At 65.2% G+C, this 20,733-nt stretch carries 2 protein-coding genes (1 of these 2 only partly in view); both read left to right on the plus strand.

The window, feature by feature from the left end; translation table 11 throughout:
* A complete protein-coding gene (locus ABEH28_RS08725; RefSeq protein WP_346629680.1) occupies positions 1-9,735 on the plus strand; it encodes an amino acid adenylation domain-containing protein in 9,735 nt (3,244 codons plus the stop codon).
* Positions 9,735-20,733, plus strand: the 5' portion of a protein-coding gene (locus tag ABEH28_RS08730; RefSeq protein WP_346629681.1) for a non-ribosomal peptide synthase/polyketide synthase. Its footprint extends 5,165 nt past the window's final position; only the first 10,999 of its 16,164 coding nucleotides appear in the window; it begins with the start codon at positions 9,735-9,737; the stop codon falls past the right edge of the window. Before ABEH28_RS08725 ends, ABEH28_RS08730 begins: the two co-directional genes overlap by 1 nt.

A 20,733-nucleotide genomic window follows, 5' to 3' on the forward strand; every position in this document is an offset into this window, starting at 1 on the left:
ATGAAATCCATACGAGATCAGGCCGCGCATTTTCCCGAACTGGTGGGCTTTTATGCGCAGACCCAGCCGGACCGGATTGCCCTTCGACACATCGTCCACGAGGACCAGCCGCCGCTGCTGACCACCTACGCCCAGCTGGATGCCAAGGCGCGTTCGATTGCCGCCTGCCTGCAGCAGAATCTCGGTGCGCAGGGCGGCGAGCGGTGCGTGCTGATCCTGCCGACCGGCGCCGATTACGCGGCGGCGTTCCTCGGCTGTTTGTACGCCAGGGTCATCGCCGTGCCGGCCTTCGCCCCCGAGTACAACCGGCAGACCCACCTCGACCGGTTGACCGGCATCCTCCACGACGCCGCGCCGCAGATGGTCCTCGGGCGGCGTGAAGATCTGGATAAATTCCAGCACCTGTTGCAGCCGTTCATGCCCGCTGGTGGGCGTTTCGCGGCAGTCGAGGAGATCAGCGACGGCCATGCAGGGTTTCAGGCGCCGCTGATCGACACCGCGTCGCTGGCCTTCCTGCAATACACCTCGGGCTCCACCAGCGCACCGAAAGGCGTGATGGTCTCCCACGACAACCTCATGGCCAACGAAGTCGCCATGGCCCGGCACTTTGTCTCCGATTCGGGGTTGGAGAGCTGGGTCAGCTGGCTGCCGCTTTACCACGACATGGGCCTGATGTGCGGTCTGCTGTTGCCGCTGTACTACGGCGGCACGCTGACGCTGATGTCGCCGAACTACTTCCTCGGCCGCCCGGCGCGCTGGCTGGAAGCGATGAGTCAGTACGGCGGGACCTTCTCCGGCGGCCCGGATTTCGCCTATCGCCTGTGCTTCGAGCGCATCAAACCCAGCGCCGTGAAAAACCTGACACTGGACAACTGGAGCCTGGCGTTTTCCGGCTCCGAGCCGATCCGCATCGCCACCCTGGATGCCTTCAGCGAGCATTTTGCGCCGGCCGGTTTCAATCGCCGCGCCCTGACCCCGAGCTATGGTCTGGCCGAAGCGACGCTGTACGTGAGTGCCGCCGAGCGCGACAGGCCGTTCGGCATCAAGCATTTCGACGGCAGCCAGCTCGCCGCCGGGGATGCCGCCGAGGCGGTGTTCGCCAATCAGAATGCCAAAAGCCGTCTGCCGGGGTGCGGCTGGTGCCGGCCCGATCACGATCTGCGGATTGTCGATCCGGCCACGCTGCAGCCCCTCGCGTCCGGCCACGTCGGCGAGATCTGGATAGCCGGGCCAAGCGTCGCCCAGGGCTATTGGCAGAACGCCGAAGCCACCGCGCAGACCTTCGTCGAGGAAGACGGCAAGCGCTGGTTGCGCAGCGGCGATCTGGGCATTGCCAGCGACAACGAGCTGTTCATCACCGGTCGCTTGAAGGATCTGATCATCCTCAACGGCCAGAACCTGTACCCCCAGGACATCGAGCAGGCGCTGGAGAAAAGCGTCGAGCTGCTGCGTCGCGGGCGCATCGCCGCCTTCCCGGTGACGGACGAGCAGGGCGTCGAAGGCGTTGGCCTGGCCCTGGAAATCAGCCGGAACGTGCGCCGTCTGATGAAGCCGCCGATGATTTGTGAAGCGGTGCGCGACGCGGTGTCGGAGCTGTTTCTGGTGGCGCCGAAAGTCATTGTGCTGCTGGAGCCGGGCGCACTGCCGCGCACCACCAGCGGCAAGCTGCAACGCTCCGCCTGCCGCAGCGGCTGGCAGAACGGCAGCCTCGACAGCTTCGCGATCTGGCAGGACGGCCGCTTGCTCGATACGGACAGCGCAGACGTTCCCGCTGATGCATCGCCGTTGCTGCCGGAAGTCCTGGCCGCGTGGCAGGAGGTCCTCGGTAAAAGCGACCTGAATGCCGCCGACCACTTCTTCGCCCGTGGCGGCGATTCGGTCGGCGTGGTGCAAGTGCTGTCGCGACTGAACAGTGAGCTGGGCCTGACACTTGAGCCCGCGCACCTGTTCGAACACCCGACCCTTGGCGCTTTTAACGCCCACGTCGCTGTCCACGTCTCCACCCAGCCCCGCAGCGCCGAACGCCCTGCTGGCGTACCGCTGATCTCCCGCGACAGCGACCCCGAGCAGTCTTTTGCCCAGCAGCGCCTGTGGTTTCTCGCGCAGCTGGAGCCGGACAGCAGCGCCTATCACCTCTGCGGCCAGTTGAGCCTCAACGGCGCACTGGATGACGCCGCGCTGCAACGCAGTTTCGACGACCTGGCCGCCCGCCATGAAAGCCTGCGCACCACCTTCGCCATCGACGCCAACGAAAAGCTGGTGCAGCGCATTCACGCGTCGGGCCCCGTGCTGATCGAACGCCATTACCTGAGCGAGGACACCGACCCGCAGGAGGCGTTGAGCGAATTGGCCAGAGCAGCCGTCGAGCAACCGATGGATTTGCAGAACGGTCCTCTGTGGCGCGTGCTCAATGTGCGGTTGGCGGCGGATCGGCAGCAACTGGTGCTGGTGCTGCATCACATCATCGCCGACGGCTGGTCGGTGCAGGTCATGCTCAAGGAATTCGCCGCGCTGTACAGCGCCCATGTAAAGGGCGCGGAGCCGGCGTTGCCGCCGCTGCCGATTCAATACGCCGACTTTGCCGCCTGGCAGCGCGCGCGTCTGGCCGGTGGCGAAGGGCAGCGCCAACTGGCGTACTGGCGTGAGCAACTGGGTGATGCCCAGACCGTTTTGAACCTGCCAGCCGACCGCCCGCGTCCGGCGCAACAGAGCCATCGCGGCGCCCGTTACGCCATTGCCCTCGACCGCGACTTGAGCCAGGGCCTGCGCGACCTCGCCAGCCGCCACGGCGCGACCCTGTTCATGGTCATGCTCGCCGCCTACAAAACCCTGTTGCAGCGTTACAGCAGCCAGACCGATTTGCGCGTCGGCGTCCCGGTGGCGGGGCGGACCTGCACCGAGTCCGAAGGCCTGATCGGCCTGTTCGTCAACACCCTGGTGCTGCGCAGCGAGGTGTCGCCGCAGCAGTCGTTCAGCACGCTGATTGAGGCCGTGCGCCACACCGCGCTGGGCGCGCAACACCATCAGGATCTGCCATTCGAGCAACTGGTCGAAGCCCTCGGCGTGTCGCGCAACCTCAGCCACAACCCGCTGTGCCAGGTGAAATTCACCCAACAGTTCCCGCTGCCGCAGAACGTTGAAATGGCCGGCGTGCGTATGGACGTCAACCAGCTCGACGACTACTCGGCGCACTTCGATTTAGGTCTGGACATCACCGACGACGCCGACGGCATTCAGGCGGTGTTCACCTACGCTTGCGACCTGTTCGACGAGCCGCGCATCGCCGGTCTTGCGGGTGATCTGCTGTGGATCTGCGCGCAAGTGGTGGCGCAACCTCAGGTGCGTCTGGCTGATCTGCGGATCGGTGCCGAGCCTTCTTGTGTCGCTGCCGACACCCTGGCGTTCCCGGCCACCGATGTCCTGAGCCTGTGGAATGCCAGTGTCAGCGCACAACCGAATCGCCTGGCCCTGCAAGACGAACAGCGCAGCGCCCGCTTTGCCGAGGTCGACGCCCAGGCCAACCAGCTGGCGCAGCACCTGCGTCAGGCCGGTGTGGGCGTGGAAAGTCGTGTGGGCATTCTGCTGGAGCGCTCGCAGGAGTTCGTCGTCGGCCTGCTGGCGGTGCTCAAGAGCGGCGCCGCGTTTGTGCCGATGGACCCGAAATGGCCGGCCGAACGTCAGGCGTTTGTCCTGGCCGACAGTGGCGCAAGCGGGTTGATCAGCGATGTGGCTGCACCGGCTGACTTCCACGGCGACGTCATCAGCGTAGCGCTCGATGCCCCTTGGCGCTTGTTGCCGACGCAAGCCCTGGAGCTGCAACCCCACGCCGATCAGGCCGCGTACCTGATCTACACCTCCGGCACCAGCGGCACGCCGAAAGGGGTGGTCATCAGCCATGGCGCCCTGGCCGATTACGTCCAGGGCCTGCTAGCGCGTCTTGATCTGGCGCCCGAGGCGAGCATGGCGATGGTCTCCACCGTCGGCGCCGACCTGGGCCACACCGTGCTGTTCGGCGCCCTGTGCTCGGCGCGTTCGCTGCACCTGATCAGCCCCGACCGCACCAACGACGCCGACCGCTTTGCCGCCTACATGGCCGAGCACAAGGTGGGTGTGCTGAAGATCGTGCCGACTCATTTAAACGGCCTGTTGCAGGCGACGAATGCGGCCGATGTGCTGCCGGAACACGCGCTGATCCTTGGCGGCGATACGCTGCCGTGGGAGCTGGTCGCGCAGGTGAAGCGCTTAAAGCCCGGCTGCCGGGTGATCAACCACTACGGCCCGACCGAAACCACCGTCGGCGTGCTGAGCAATCAGGCGTTTGAAGAGTCGATGGGCGACAGCGTGCCCGTCGGCCGCCCGCTGCCGAACGCCGTGGCGCTGATTCTCAACGACCAACTGCAGCCGGTGGTGCAGGGCGACGTCGGTGAGCTGTACATCGGCGGGCCGGGTCTGGCGCGGGGGTATCACCAGCGTCCGGCCATGACCGCTGCGGCGTTTATTCCTGATCCGAGCGGCAACGGCACGCGGTTGTACCGCAGCGGTGACCGCGCGCGCTTGCTGGCCAACGGGCAGATTCAGTTCCTCGGCCGTGCCGACGATCAGGTCAAGGTGCGCGGCTACCGCGTAGCCCTGGGTGAAATCGCCCAGCGCCTGCGCCAGCTGGACGGCCTGCGTGACGCCCACGTGCGCGTCGATGATCGCGGCCAATTGATCGCTTATGCGCTGGTGGCGAGTGGTGCAACGGTGGACGGCGAGGCGCTTCGCACACAGCTGGCCCAGAGCCTGCCGGACTACATGGTGCCGAGCCACATCCTGACCCTCGATGCCTTCCCGCTGACCGCCAACGGCAAGCTCGACGCCAACGCGCTGCCGACGCCGGCCCTGGCGTCCGACGATTTCGAAGCGCCCCGTGAAGGGGTCGAAGCCGCACTCGCCGCGCTGTGGCAAGCGGCGCTGAACGTCGAGGCGGTGGGCCGTCACGACAACTTTTTCACCCTCGGCGGCGACTCGATTCTCAGCTTGCAAATCATCGCCCGTGCCCGGCGTCAGGGCATTCGCCTGACGCCCAAGCAGCTGTTCGAAAAACAGACGATCGCCGAACTCGCCCAGGTCGCCACGGTGGCCGAAGCCAAACCTGTAGCCGCGCCTGTTACGGCAGCCGTTGCACCCCGCGAGTTTGCCCTGACGCCGATTCAGGCGCGCTTCTTCAGCCTGCCCATCGCCCAGCGTCAACACTGGAACCAGTCGTTGCTGCTCGACGTGCCCGAGGCGCTGGACACCGCGCGTCTGCAACAGGCCCTCGCGACCGTGCTGGCCCATCACGACAGCCTGCGCCTGAGCTTCCATCGGAACGATGCAGGCCAGTGGCAGCAGCGTTATCGCGACAGCGAAAGTGCCGAGCGCGTGCTGTGGACCTGTGAACTGAGCCGTGAAGATGACCTCGATTCACTGAACGATGAAGCGCAGCGCAGCCTGAACATCGACACCGGTCCGCTGCTGCGGGTGGTCCATGCGCGCCTGCCATCGGGCGAGGCGCGGTTGCTGCTGGCGATCCATCACCTGGCCGTGGACGGCGTCTCGTGGCGGGTGCTGCTGGAAGATCTGCGACTGGCTTACAGCCAACTGGCGGCTGGAAAGCGCGTGGCATTGGCCGATAAAACCGCCAGCTTCCAGGCCTGGTCCCAGTCGCTGAGTACCCTGGCGCACAGCCCTGAGCTGCAACAACAACTGCCGTACTGGCAAGGGCTGAACGCCGCCGATGCCATCCTGCCCGGCGATGCGTCCGTGGAAAGCCTTGTCGGCGACGGCGAAACCCTGCACCTGACCCTCGACGCGACCGCCACCCGCCGCCTGCTCAGCGAAGCCCCGGCCGCCTACCGCACACGCATCGATGACCTGCTGCTGGCGGCGCTGTCCCAGGCGCTGTGGCAGTGGAGCGGCCGCCGTCGCCACGTCATCAGCCTCGAAGGTCATGGCCGCGAGGACGTCACCGGCGAGTTGGACCTGAGCCGCAGCGTCGGCTGGTTCACCAGCCTGTACCCGCTGGCGCTGAACGCCGAGGATGACGCGATCGCTACCCTCAAGGTAGTCAAGGAAACCGTGCGCGCCGTGCCGGAAAAGGGCCTCGCCTATGGCGTACTGAAATACCTCGCCGGTGCAGAGTTGCCGGATTTGACCGGCCAGGGCGTGACCTTTAACTACCTCGGCCGTTTCGACGACAGCGAGGGCGCGCTCTTCGCATTGTCGAGCCGCACGCCGAACACTCTGCGTGACCCCCAAGGGCCGCTGGCCAATGCCCTGGCGGTGGACGGGCAGGTCCGCGACGGCCAGTTGCAGCTGGACTGGACCTTCAGCCGCGAACGCTTCAGCCGCGACAGCATCGAGCAACTGGTGGCGCTGTATGAAGCGCAGTTGCTGCAGCTGATCGCCCATTGCGGCGATGAATCCAACGCCGGCCTGACGCCTTCGGATTTCCCGCTGGCGGGCTTGAATCAGGCCCAGCTCGACGGGCTGGGCATTCCTGCGCGGGAGATCGAAGACATTCTGCCGCTGGCGCCGATGCAGCAGGGCATTTTGCTGCACAGCCTGCTGGAGCAGGGCAACGGCATCTACCTGATGCAGGACCAGTACGACGTCGGCGCCCACGTGGATTTCGACGCGTTCAAATTCGCCTGGCAGCAAGTGGTGCAGCGTCACCCGGCGTTGCGCACGGCGTTTCACGGCCTGGAGAGCGGCGTGCAGCGTCAGATTGTCATGCGTCGCGTGCCGTCGCCGGTGCAACTGATCGAGCTCAGCCATCTGTCCCGCGCCGCCGCCGAAGCCGAGCTTGATGAACTGCTGAAAAGCGAGCGCGAGCAGGGCTTCGATTTCGCCCGCGCGCCGTTGCTGCGCCTGCGCCTGATCAAGTTCGGCGAGGCCGATTTCCGCATCGTTCAGAGCCACCACCACGCGCTGATCGACGCCTGGTGCCGGGGCCTGATGCTCACCGAGTTCTTCGCCCATTACCGCGCGTTCCTTGAGGGCCGTCAGGTCAGCCTGCCGCCGGCGCGGCCGTATCGCGACTTCCTCGCCTGGCTCGCCGAGCAGGACGAAGCGGTCAGCCGCGATTACTGGCGCAACGCGCTGGCGGGCTTCACCGACGTCACGCCGCTGCCGTACCGCCATAGCCCTCAGGGAGATTCGCAAATGCGCGACGTCACCCTGGCGCTGGGCGTCGAGCAGACCGCAAAACTCGCCGAACAAGCGCGTCAGCATCGTCTGACCGCCAACACCTTCGTTCAGGCCGCCTGGGCCTTGTTGCTGATGCGCCATGCCGACCGCGACGAAGTGCTGTTCGGCGTCACCGTGGCCGGTCGCCCGACCGAGCTGGAAGGCATCGAAGGAGCACTGGGGCTGTTCATCAACACCTTGCCGCTGCGCATCCGCCGGCCGGGCATCGGCGCCTCGGCGCTGGAGCTGCTCAACGCCTTGCAGGGGCAGAACGCCGACATGCGCCAGCACGAACATTTGTCCCTGGCCGACATTCAGCTGCTCGCCGACACCCCGCGCGGCCAGCCGCTGTTCGACAGCCTGTTTGTTTTCGAGAACGTTCCGTTGGGCGCCGAGGTGCAGCAGGCCGTGAACGAATACCGCATCAACCCGCTGGCCAACCGCACCCACACCAACTACCCGTTGACCGTGGTGTTGCTGCCGGGCGAATCCCTGCAACTGCAGCTGACCTACGACACCCGGCACTTCGACGACGCCGACATGGGCACGCTGGTCAGCCACTTCCGTCGTCTGCTCACGCAGTTGATCGACAACCCGCAGCAGACGCTGAGCCAGTTGCAGATCCTTGAGCAAACGGAGCGCGAGCAGTTGCTGGCCCAAGGGCTCGGCCCGGTGCAAAAACACTGGTACGACATCAGCTACCTGGAGCGTTTCGAGGCGCGGGTGCTGGCCCATCCGGCCCAGGAAGTGGCGCGCTGTCAGGGTCACAGCCTGACCTACCGCGAACTCAATCGCCAGGCCAACCGCATCGGTCACGGACTGATCGCAGCGGGCGTGCAGGGCGATGATGTAGTGGCGCTGTTTGCACCGCGCGGCCTGCCGTTGTTGAGCATGATCGTCGGCGCGTTCAAGGCCGGTGCGGCCTATCTGGCCCTGGATGATCGTCACCCGGCCGGGCGCAGCGCGCGCATGCTGGTGAGCAGCGCCGCGCCGGTATTGCTGACGCCCCGCGAATGTCTGCCCCAGGTCGAGGCGATTGTTGCGCTGGCTGAACGCAAGCCCCGTGTGCTGGTGCTTGAGGACGTGCTGGCCGGAAGCGATTCTCTTGCTGACCAGAACCCCGGCCGCTACGCGACGGCCGAGCAACTGGCTTACGTCATCTACACCTCCGGCTCCACCGGTGAGCCGAAAGGGGTGATGGTCAACCAGCGCGGCATGCTCAACAACCAGATGTCCAAGCTGCCGTATCTGCGCCTGGGCGAGGGCGATGTCATTGCCCAGACCGCCGCCACCGGGTTCGACATTTCCGTATGGCAATTCCTGACCGCGCCGCTGTTCGGCGGGCGCGTGGAAATCCTGCCGGACGCCGTGGTGCAGGACCCGCAACGCCTGCTGGAAGAAGTGGCGGCCAATCAGGTCAGCGTCCTAGAGTGCGTGCCGGCGGTGATCGACGCCATGCTCGCGGTCGCGCCCCAGCGCCTCGATGCCTTGCGCTGGCTGCTGCCGACGGGTGAAGCATTGACCACGGACCTCGCCGCGCGCTGGTTCGCGCGCTACCCCGAGGTGCCGCTGGTCAACGCCTATGGCCCCGCCGAGTGCGCCGACGATGTCGCGCTGCACACCCTGATCGCCGCGCCGGCGCTCAACGCCAACATGCCGATTGGCCGACCCACCGACAACAACTGCCTTTACGTGCTGGATTCCCACCTGCAACTGGCAGCGCCCGGTGTGGTGGGCGAGCTGTACATCGGCGGCGTCGGTGTGGGCCGTGGCTACGCTGCGCGGCCAGGCCTGACCGCCGAGCGCTTCCTGCCCGATCCGTTTGGCGAGGCGGGTGCGCGGCTGTATCGCAGCGGCGACCTGGCCCGCTGGAACGCCGACGGCGCGCTGGAATACGTCGGCCGTGCGGACTTCCAAGTGAAGATCCGCGGCCAGCGCATCGAGCTGGGCGAAATCGAAAACCTGCTGTTGGCGCAACCCTCGGTGCACGACGCCGTGGTCAGCGCGCAACCGACGGCCCACGGCCCGCAACTGGTGGCCTACGTGGTCGCCGAGGCGCAGCAGGCGTTGTCCAGTGACGTGCTGAAAACCGCGCTGGCGCAAACACTGCCGGCGTTCATGGTGCCGGCGCACATCGTCGTGCTGGCGCAGATGCCGCGCAACGCCAACGGCAAGCTCGACCGCAAGGCGCTGCCGGCGCCGAGCCTGGAAGAACGCGAGTTCGAAGCGCCACAGGGCGAGCGCGAGGAAGTCCTCGCCGAACTCTGGCAGAGCCTGCTGAAGATCGAGCAGGTCGGTCGTCACGACAACTTCTTTGAACTGGGTGGCCATTCGTTGCTGGCGACGCGCCTGCTGTCGCGGATTCGCGAGCGCCTCGGCGTGAGCATCCCGCTGGCCCAGGCCTTCGAAGCCACCACCGTCGCCGCCCAGGCGGCGCTGATCGACACCTTGCAGGGGCAGACCCTGACACTCGACCGGCTCGATGCCCTGGACGAGTTAATGAATGAGCTGGAGGAAAGCAACTGATGTCGCAACCGAGCATGACTTCCCGGAGCAAGCTGCTGGCCCTGGCCACGCGTTTCCTCAGCCTTGGCAGCGCTCAGCGTCGGGTGTTTCTGAACAAGCTGCGCGAGCAGGGCCTGGACGCGTCGTCGTTGCCGGTGCCACCGGGCGTGGCGGGCGAGCGCAGCCCGGCGTCGTTTTCCCAGCAGCGGCTGTGGTTCCTCGAACAACTGGAACCGGGCAACAGCACCTATCACCTGCCGGGTGCCTTGCGCCTGAAGGGCGAGCTGAATGTTGCAGCCGTACGAACGGCGTTCGAGCGCGTGGCCGAGCGTCATGCCAGCCTGCGCACGGTGTTTGCCATCGCTGAAGACGGCACGCCGGAGCAGGTGATTCTCGGCGATCAGTCGTTGCCATTCGAACGTCTGCACGCAGCTGACGAGGGCGAGGTGCAGGCGCTGGCCGACGCCTTCGCCCGACGTCCGTATGATCTAGCCCAGGGCCCGCTGTGGCGCGTGGCGTTGATCGAACGCGGCCCGGATGAGCATGTGTTGCTGGTGTGTCTGCACCACATCATCGCCGACGGTTGGTCGATTCAAGTGCTGCTGCTGGATTTCGTCGAAGCCTATCGCGCTGCCCTTCAAAACGACACTGACTCACTGCCACCGCTGCCTCTGAGCTACGCCGACGTCGCCCTGTGGCAGCGTGCCTGTCTGGACGTGGGCGAGGGTGATCGGCAACTCGCCTACTGGCAGCAGCAACTGGGCGACGAGCCGCCGGTGCTGGAACTGCCAGCGGACCGTCCACGCCCGGCGCGCCAGAGTTTCCGCGGCGCGCGCCTGCCGTTCAGCTTCGACGCGGCGCTGTCCGGCCGCATGCGTGAACTGGCCCGCCAGCGCGGCGTGACACTCTTCACCGTCCTGCTCGCGGCCTATCAAGTGCTGTTGCAACGGCTGAGCGGGCAGACCGATCTGCGCATCGGCGTACCCATTGCCGGGCGTCAGCGCGCCGAAACCGAGGGTCTGATCGGCTTCTTCGTCAACACCCAGATTCTGCGCGGCGATGTCCAGGCCGACGCCAGTTTCAAGCAGATCATCGACAGCGTTCGCCTGGCGTCCCAGGGCGCCCAAGCCCATCAGGACCTGCCGTTCGAGCAACTGGTCGACGCCCTGGCGCCCGAGCGCAGCCTCAGCCACAACCCGCTGTTCCAGGTGCTCTACAACCATCAGCAACGCCAGGACGAAGCGCTGCAATTGATGCCCGGCCTCAACGCCACGCTGATGCCGCTGGACAACGGCAGCGCGCAGTTCGACCTGGCGCTGCACACCTGGGAAAACGCGGCGGGGGAACTGGCGGGTAACTGGAATTACGCCACGGATCTGTTTGATCACGGCAGCATCGAGCGCCTGCATGGGCGTTTTGAGCAGCTGTTTGCCGAGTTGCTGGAGCGGCCGGACATTGCGATTGGCGATTTCGAATTGCTGGATGTTGAGGACCGCGCGCAGTTGTTGTCGGTGAACGACACGGCGCGGGAGTGGGGGGCCGAGCCGTTTGTTCATCGCCACTTTGAGCATCTGGCGCAGGTGCATCCCGAGCGGGAGGCGGTGCGCTTTGGCGATAAGGTGCTGAGTTATCAGGCGCTGGATCAGCGCGGGAATCAACTGGCGCATTACCTTCGGGAGCAGGGCGTCGGCCGGGAGTCGCTGGTCGGCGTCGCGGCGTTGCGTTCGGTGGAAATGGTGGTTGCGCTGTATGCGGTGCTGAAAGCCGGTGCCGCTTATGTGCCGCTGGACCCTGAATATCCCGCTGATCGTCTGCGCTACATGCTGGAAGATGCCGGAATTGGTCTGCTGCTGAGCCACGATGGGGTCATCAATGACCTGCCGATTGTTGAAGAGCTGCGGGTGCTGAATCTGGATCATCTGGCGTTGGCGGCTTATCCCGTTACGGCCCCGATGGTTGATCTGCACCCCGAACAACTGGCCTACATGATTTACACCTCCGGTTCGACGGGGAAACCGAAAGGCGCGGGCAACACTCACGCGGCGCTGTTCAACCGTTTGGCCTGGATGCAGGACGCTTATTCCCTCGACACCACCGACGCGGTACTGCAAAAAACGCCCTTCAGTTTTGACGTGTCGGTCTGGGAGTTCTTCTGGCCGTTGATGGTTGGCGCGCGTCTGGTGGTCGCTCAGCCAGGTGATCATCGCGATCCGCTGCTGTTGAAATCCTTGATCGAACAACAGCACATCACCACGCTGCACTTCGTCCCGTCGATGCTCGGTGCCTTCATGGCTCAGGACGATCTGAGCGGCTGCGCTTCGCTGAAACGCATCGTGTGCAGTGGCGAAGCCTTGCCTGCCGATCTGGCCCGGGAAACCCTGCAGCGCCTGCCAAATGCAGGCCTTTTTAACCTGTACGGCCCGACCGAAGCGGCCATCGACGTCACCCACTGGACCTGCGTGGATGAACCGGGCGTTTCCGTCCCGATCGGCGCCCCAATCAGCAATCTGCAGATCCACATCCTCGACAGCCGCCTCAATCCGCAGCCCATCGGCGTTCCCGGCGAACTGTACATCGGCGGCGACGGTCTGGCTCGCGGCTATCACCTGCGTCCGGGACTGACTGCCGAGCGCTTCGGTGCCAGCCCGTTTGGTAAAGGCGAGCGGCTGTATCGCACCGGTGACCTGGCCCGCTGGCGTGCCGACGGCGTGGTGGAATACCTCGGCCGTCTCGATCACCAGATCAAACTGCGCGGCTTGCGCGTAGAAATCGGCGAAATCGAAGCGGCGCTGCTGGACCACCCAGCGGTCAGCGAAGCCGTCGTCATCGCCCGTGAACTCAGCACGGGTATGCAACTGGTTGCCTATCTGGTGGCCGACGATTTCGACGAAGAACACCTGCGCACCCAGCTGAAACAGCGCCTGCCGGACTACATGGTCCCGGCGCACTTCGTCACCCTGGACAGCCTGCCGCTGTCGGCCAACGGCAAGCTCGACCGCAAGGCACTGCCAGACCCGCAGATCCAGCAGCGCGCCTTCGAAGCACCGCTGGCCGGGGTCGAAACCCAACTGGCGGCGTTGTGGCAAGACCTGCTCGGCGTCGCCCAGGTCGGTCGTCAGGACAACTTCTTTGCCCTCGGCGGCGACTCGATCCTCAGCCTGCAGATCATCTCCCGCGCCCGCAAGGCCGGCATCGTGCTGTCGCCCCGGCAGATGTTCGAACGCCAGACCATCGCCGAGCTGGCCCAGGTCGCGCAGGTGGTCACTCAGGACGCGCCCGCAGTTGAGCGCATCGAGCTGAACCGCGACATCCCGCTGACGCCGATTCAGCACTGGTTCTTCCAGCAACCGATGAAGAACCGCAGTCACTGGAATCAGTCGCTGCTGTTGAACCCGAGCGAAGCCCTGGACCTTCCGGCGCTGACCCAGGCCCTTCACGCCATACTTAACCATCACGATGCCCTGCGCATGAGGTTTGTGCAGCAGGACAACGGCCAGTGGCAGCAACGCTATCGTGCAGAGCTTTCTACTGACGAGCAGTCCCGAAACGGCCTGATCTGGCAGCGTGAAATCCCCCTGAACGAGCTGACCGCGGCCTGCGACGAAGCCCAAACCAGCCTCGATCTGAGAGACGGCCCGCTGCTTCGCGCCGTGCATTTCACCCTGGCCGAAGGCGGCGAGCGTCTGTTGCTGGTGGTTCATCACCTGGTGGTGGATGGCGTGTCGTGGCGCATCCTGCTGGAGGACCTGCAAAACGCCTACACCCAGGCGCAAGCAGGACTCACTATCGACCTCGGCGACAAGACCGCGTCGTTCCAGCGCTGGGCCAACCGCTTGCTGGATTTCGCCTACAGCGACGCCGTGCTCGCCGAAGCCGATTACTGGCGCAACCTTCCGTCAGCCCCCGCATTGCCGTGCGCCAATCTCCAGGGCGAAGCGCGCCAAAACCACGTGCGTCAACTGCACCTGCAACTGGACGTTGCTCGCACTGACCGGCTGATCAGCGAGGCCCCGGCGGCGTATCGCACGCAGATCAACGACCTGCTGCTGACCGCGCTGGTCCGGGCGATGAAGCGCTGGAGCGGCGTATCCCAGGCGATGATCGCCCTGGAAGGCCATGGCCGCGAAGACCTGTTCGACGGCGTTGATCCGGCGCGCACCGTCGGCTGGTTCACCAGCCTGTACCCGGTCAGCCTGCATGCCGACGACGACCTCGACGCCGCCCTCAAACACACCAAGGAAACCCTGCGCGCCGTGCCCAATGGCGGCCTGGGTTATGGCCTGTTGCGCCATCTGCGCGGCGAAGCCTTGCCGGCGCTGGACGGCTGCGTGCTGTTCAATTACATGGGCCGGCTGCAACACAGCAGCGGGCTTTTCAGTCTGGCCGAGGAGGGCAGCGGTGCCCAGCGCGCCGCCGATGCGCCGCTCAATGGCGAGCTGTCCATCGACGCGCAGATCCGTGACGGCCAATTCGGCCTGACCTGCAGCTTCAGCGGCGAACGCCACGAGTCCGCGTCGATTCAACGCCTGCTCGACGCTTACGGCGAAGCGCTGGATGAGGTGATCGAACACTGCCGTCGCCACTCTGCGGTCACCCCGTCGGACTTCCCGGCACTTGCTCTGACTCAGGCGCAACTCGACGCACTGCCGGTCGCGGCCTGGGACATCGAACAGCTGCACCCACTGACCCCGATGCAGCAAGGCCTGCTGTTCCACACCGAGCTGAGCGGCAGCGAGAACGTCGATCAGGGCAGCGCGCGGGATCTTTACATCAATCAGGTGGCGCTGGACATCGAACACCTGCCGGTCGCCCGCTTCAAATCGGCATGGGCGGCGGCGGTTCAGCGCCATCCGATCCTGCGCGCGGCGTTCCTGCGCGTGCCTGGCAGCGAACAGCCAGTGCAGTTGATCCGTCGCGATGCCGCGCTGGTCGTGCGCGAACTTGACCTGCGCGCTGGCGATCAATCCCTCGCGGACGTGCTGGTGGCCGAGCGGGAAACCCCGTTCGACTTGCACGCCGCGCCGCTGATGCGGGTGCTGCTGGTCCGCCAGAGCGAGACGCTGTGGAAACTGGTCTGGACCTTCCACCACATTCTGCTGGACGGCTGGAGCAGCGCGGCGGTGCTGGGCGAAGTGATTCAGGCGGCGATGTCCGACGCCACGCCGCAGCCGGCCGGGCATTACGCCGATTACGTCGAGTGGCTGCTGAGCCGCGATGCCGAGGGCAGCAAGACCTTCTGGCAGACCCACCTGGCCGGTTTCGACCAGCCCACCATGATGGCAGCAGCCCTGACCGCGCCGACGTCCGCCACTGGCGAACCGTTGCCGAATCAGGTGCGGGTCACTTCCATGGACCTGAACAGCGAACTGCTGAACAGCGCCGCGCGCCGTCAGCGCGTGACCGTCAACACGCTGATTCAAGCGGTCTGGGTCCTGCTGTTGCAGCGCTACACCGGGCAACAACGCGTGGCGTTCGGCGCCACGGTGTCCGGCCGTTCCGCGCAGGTGCCGGGCATCGAGCGCATGCTCGGGCTGTTCATCAACACCCTGCCGCTGGTGCAGGCGCCGCAAGCACAGCAGAAGGTCGGCGACTGGCTGAACGACCTGCAAGCCCACAACCTGGAACTGCGCGAGCACGAACACACGCCGCTGTTCGAGGCCCAGCGTTACGCGGGCCACGCCGGTCGCGACCTGTTCGACAGCCTGCTGGTGTTCGAAAACTACCCGGTGGACGCGGTGCTGCGGGACAAGCAGTCCAACGGTGTCAACCTGGGTTCCGTCGAACTCAGCGACAAGACCCACTACCCGCTGAGCCTGGCGGTGGTGGCGGGCGAGCAGGCCCACGTTCACGTCAACTACCACAGCAACGTGTTCAGCGCCGCGCAGATCGAGCGTTTGTGCGGGCATTTTCAGGCGCTGTTGGACGGGATCTGCCGCTTCCCCGAGGCGCGCATCGGCGAGCTGTCGATGCTCACCGAGGGCGACATCCAACAGATGCACGCCTGGAATACGCCGCCGTTTTCGCCTTACGTGGATCGGCCGATTCATGAGCTGATCGCCGACCACGCGCGCATTCGTCCTGACGCCATCGCGCTGGTCCATGGCCAGCAGCGCCTGACCTTCGCCGAGTTCGACCGTCGTGCCAATCAACTGGCCCACGCCTTGCGCGCCCGGGGCATCGGCACCGAAGTGCGCGTGGCGATTGCCATGGAGCGTGGGATTGATCTGTGGCTGGCGTTCTATGCCGTGCTGAAAGCCGGTGGCGCCTACATCCCGCTCGATCCGGATTACCCGACCGAGCGCCTGCGCTACATGCTCGAAGACGGCGGCGTGAAGCTGCTGGTCAGCCACGATGCGGCGCTGGATCGTGTGCCAGTGGGTGACGTGCTGCTGCTGAACATCGATCAGCTCGATTGCTCGTCCGAGCCGGTGACAGCGCCCGATGTGGTGATTCACCCGCAGCAACTGGCCTACCTGATTTACACCTCGGGTTCGACCGGCAAGCCAAAGGGTGCGGCTATCGCCCACGCCGACATCTCGATGCACATCCAGACCATCGGCGAGCGCTACCGCTTCACGCCGGAGGATCGCAAATTCCATTTCCTGTCGATCAGCTTCGACGGCGCCCACGAAGGCTGGATGATGCCGCTGTGCTACGGCGCCCGCGTGGTGCTGCGCGATCAGGAACTGTGGAGCGTCGAGCAGACCTACGACACGCTGATTCGCGAAGGCATCACCGTGGCGTCGTTCCCGCCGAGCTACCTGCGTCAGCTGTCGGACTGGGCCGGCGTGAAGGGCAAGGGGCCTGGCGTGAAAACCTACTGCTTTGCCGGTGAAGCCTTCAGCCGCGAGATGCTGCATGACGTGATCCGAAATTTGCAGCCGCTGTGGATCATCAACGGCTACGGCCCGACGGAAACCGTGGTCACGCCGACTTTGTGGCTGGCGTCTGCTGAAACTGCCGACTTCACCACGGCCTACGCGCCGATCGGTGATCTGGTGGGGGATCGTCAGGGCTACGTGATGGACGCGGATTTGAACCCGCTGCCCCAAGGCATTGCCGGTGAGCTGTACCTCGGCGGTGCCGTGGCGCGGGGTTATCTGGACCGTCCGGGCGCAACGGCAGAGCGTTTCCTGCCGCATCCATTCCGTGCAGGCGAACGCATTTACCGCAGTGGCGACCGCGTGCGCCTGAACAGCGAAGGGCTGCTGGAGTATCTGGGCCGTATCGACCATCAGATCAAGATCCGTGGCTTCCGCATCGAGGCCGGCGAGATCGAAGCGGCGCTGAAAACCTGCAAGGGCGTTCGCGAGGCCTTGGTCGTTGTCCGTGACGGCGCGAACGGAAAAGTCTTGCTCGGTTATGTCGGCGGCAACGGTCTGGCCGAGGACAGCCTCAAGCAGCAGCTGAAAAACACCCTGCCGGAATACATGGTTCCGGCGCACATCGTGGTCATGGAACGCCTGCCGCAGTTGCCCAACGGCAAGCTCGACCGCAACGCGCTGCCCGATCCACAGGTGATCTCCAGCGACTACCAAGCGCCGCAAACGCGCCTTGAACAGCAATTGGCGGCGCTGTGGCAGCCACTGCTGGGCATCGACGCCGTCGGCCGCAACGATCACTTTTTCGAGCTCGGCGGCCACTCGCTGCTGGCGATGCAGCTGATTTCCCGGCTGCGCCATGAGCATCAACTGAGCGTGCCGTTGCGCGCGCTGTTCGACGCGCCGCGCCTCAGTGATTTCGCCCAGCGCATTGCCGGGTTGGCACCCACCGATGCCAAGCAGCTTGAGCTGACCGCACGTTCGCAAGACCGGGCCGTGCAGTCGTTCTCCCAACAGCGCCTGTGGTTCCTCGATCAGCTGCAACCCGGCGGCCATGCCTACAACCTGCCGGGCGCCGTGCGCTTGTGCGGCGAGTTGAACGAGGTTGCGTTGCAAGCGGCATTCGACGGCCTCACCGCGCGCCATGAGGTGCTGCGCACGCGGTTCCTGGCGGTCGAGGGCGTGCCGATGCAACAAATCGAGCCTGCCCGGTCCGTGCAGATTGAACGGATAGACATCACCGCCGAAGCAGACATCGAAACCGCCTTCAACGCCCTGGCTCAAGACTTCGTCAAGCGTCCGTTCGACCTGTCGCGCAGCCCCGTCTGGCGACTGGCGCTGGTGCGGGTTGCGGTCGATGAACAGCGTTTGCTGCTGTGCCTGCACCACATGATCTCGGACGGTTGGTCGGTGCGCGTGCTGCTGCAGGAATTCTGCGAGCTGTACCGCGCGGCCGTGGAAAACCGCGCGCCGCAACTCGCGCCATTGCCGGTGCAATACGCCGACTTTGCCGCATGGCAGCGCGAGTGGCTGGCGGCGGGTGAGGGCGAGCGGCAGTTGAACTACTGGCGCGAGCAACTGGGTGACGAGCATCCCGTGCTGGAACTGCCGACCGACCGACCGCGTCCGCCCCAGCAAAGCTATCGCGGTGATCGCGTGCTGTTCGCCTTCGATATCGCGTTTAGTCAGCGCGTGCGCGAGTTCGCCAGACAGCAGGGCGTGACGCCGTTCATGGCGATTCTGTCGGCCTATCAAGTGTTGCTGCACCGCCTGAGCGGCCAGAACGACCTGCGCATCGGCGTGCCGATTGCCGGCCGTTCGCGGCTGGAAGTCGAAGGGCTGATCGGCTTCTTCGTCAGCACCCAGGTGCTGCGCGCCGAAGTGTCCGCCGAGCTGACCTATCGTCAGGTGCTGGCGCAGGCCAAGACGCGGACCCTCGGTGCCCAGGCCCATCAGGACCTGCCGTTCGAGCAACTGGTCGAGGCGCTGCAACCTGCGCGCAGCCTGAGCCATAACCCTCTGTTCCAGGTGGCCTACGACCATCAGCAGCAGAACTTTGAATCCCTCGCTGGATTGCCCGGCCTGCGCGCCGAGGTGCTGCCGCTGGACGACGGCAGCAGCCAGTTCGACCTGGCGCTGAACACCTTTGAGGACGCCGACGGCGGGCTGGGTGGGTCGTGGACTTACGCCACGGATCTGTTTGATCACGGCAGTATTGAGCGTTTGCATGGGCGCTTTGAGCAGCTGTTTATCGAGTTGATCGAGCAGCCGGACGCGGCAATTGGCGACTTCGAGTTGCTGGATGCTGAAGACCGCGCGCAGTTGGCGCTGGTCAATGACACGGCGCGGGATTGGGACTCGGAGCCGTTTGTGCATCAGCATTTTGAGCGGCTGGCGCAGCTGTATCCCGAGCGGGAAGCGTTGCGCGTTGGCGAGGAGGTGTTGAGTTATCGCGACCTGGATCAGCGCGCGAACCAACTGGCCCATTACCTTCGCGAGCAGGGCGTCGGGCGCGAATCCCTGGTGGGCGTGGCGGCGTTGCGCTCGGTGGAAATGGTGGTTGCGTTGTACGCAGTGCTGAAAGCCGGTGCTGCGTACGTGCCGCTGGATCCCGAGTATCCCGCTGATCGTCTGCGTTACATGCTGGAAGATGCCGGGATTGGTTTGTTGCTGAGCCACGATGGGGTCATCAATGACCTGTCGATTGTTGAAGAACTGCGGGTGCTGAATCTGGATCATCTGGCGTTGGCGGCTTATCCCGTTACGGCCCCGATGGTTGATCTGCACCCCGAGCAACTGGCCTACATGATTTACACCTCCGGTTCGACGGGGAAACCGAAAGGCGCGGGCAACACTCACGCGGCGCTGTTCAACCGTCTGGCCTGGATGCAAGAGGCCTACGCCCTCGATGCAACCGACGCCGTGCTGCAAAAAACGCCCTTCAGTTTCGACGTGTCGGTCTGGGAGTTCTTCTGGCCGTTGATGGTCGGTGCGCGTCTGGTGGTCGCTCAGCCGGGTGATCACCGCGATCCTGTTGCGCTCACCAAGCTGATCGAAAAACAGCAGATCACCACGCTGCACTTCGTCCCGTCGATGCTCGGCGCCTTCATGGCCCAGGACGATCTCACCGGCTGCGCTTCGCTGAAACGCATCGTGTGCAGCGGCGAAGCCTTGCCTGCCGATCTGGCCCGGGAAACCCTGCAGCGCCTGCCGAATGCCGGCCTGTTCAACCTGTATGGCCCGACGGAAGCGGCCATCGATGTCACCCACTGGACCTGCGTTGAAGAGCCGGGCATTTCCGTGCCTATCGGCCGCCCGATCAACAACCTGCAGATCCACATCCTCGACAGCCGCCTCAACCCGCAACCCGTCGGCGTACCGGGCGAGCTGTACATCGGCGGTGACGGTCTGGCGCGCGGTTATCACCTGCGTCCCGGCCTGACTGCCGAGCGTTTCGTTGCCAGCCCATTCGGCGACGGCGAGCGTCTGTACCGCACCGGCGACCTGGCGCGCTGGCGTGCGGACGGCGTGGTGGAATACCTCGGCCGTCTCGATCACCAGATCAAACTGCGCGGTTTGCGCGTAGAAATCGGCGAGATCGAAGCGGCTCTGCTGGATCACCCGTCGGTCAGCGAAGCGGTGGTCATTGCCCGCGAGCTCGCCACAGGCATGCAACTTGTGGGCTATCTGGTCGCCGACGATTTCGACGAAGAACACCTGCGCACCCAGCTGAAACAGCGCCTGCCGGATTACATGGTCCCGGCCCACTTCGTCGCACTGGCAAAGCTGCCGCTGTCCGCCAACGGCAAGCTCGATCGCAAGGCGCTGCCCGATCCACAGATCCAGCAGCGCACTTTCGAAGCGCCATTGGCCGGGGTCGAAACCCAGCTAGCCGCCCTGTGGCAAGACCTGCTCGGCGTGGTGCAAATCGGTCGTCAGGACAACTTCTTCGCCCTCGGCGGGCATTCGTTGCTGGGCATTCAACTGGTGGCGCAGATCCGCCGCGACCTGAAGCTTGAGCTGCCCCTGCGTGCGCTGTTCGAGTCGCCGGTCCTCGCCGATCTGGCCCACTACCTGAACACCCAGGCGCTCGACACGGCGATGCCGGTTCTGCAGCCGCGCACCGACCGTGAGTTCGCGCCGCAGTCCTTCGCCCAGCAACGCTTGTGGTTCCTCGCGCAACTGGAGCCCGAGAGCG

Source organism: Pseudomonas sp. Ps21-P2 (genome assembly GCF_039672565.1).
In the GTDB taxonomy this organism is placed as follows: Bacteria; Pseudomonadota; Gammaproteobacteria; order Pseudomonadales; family Pseudomonadaceae; genus Aquipseudomonas.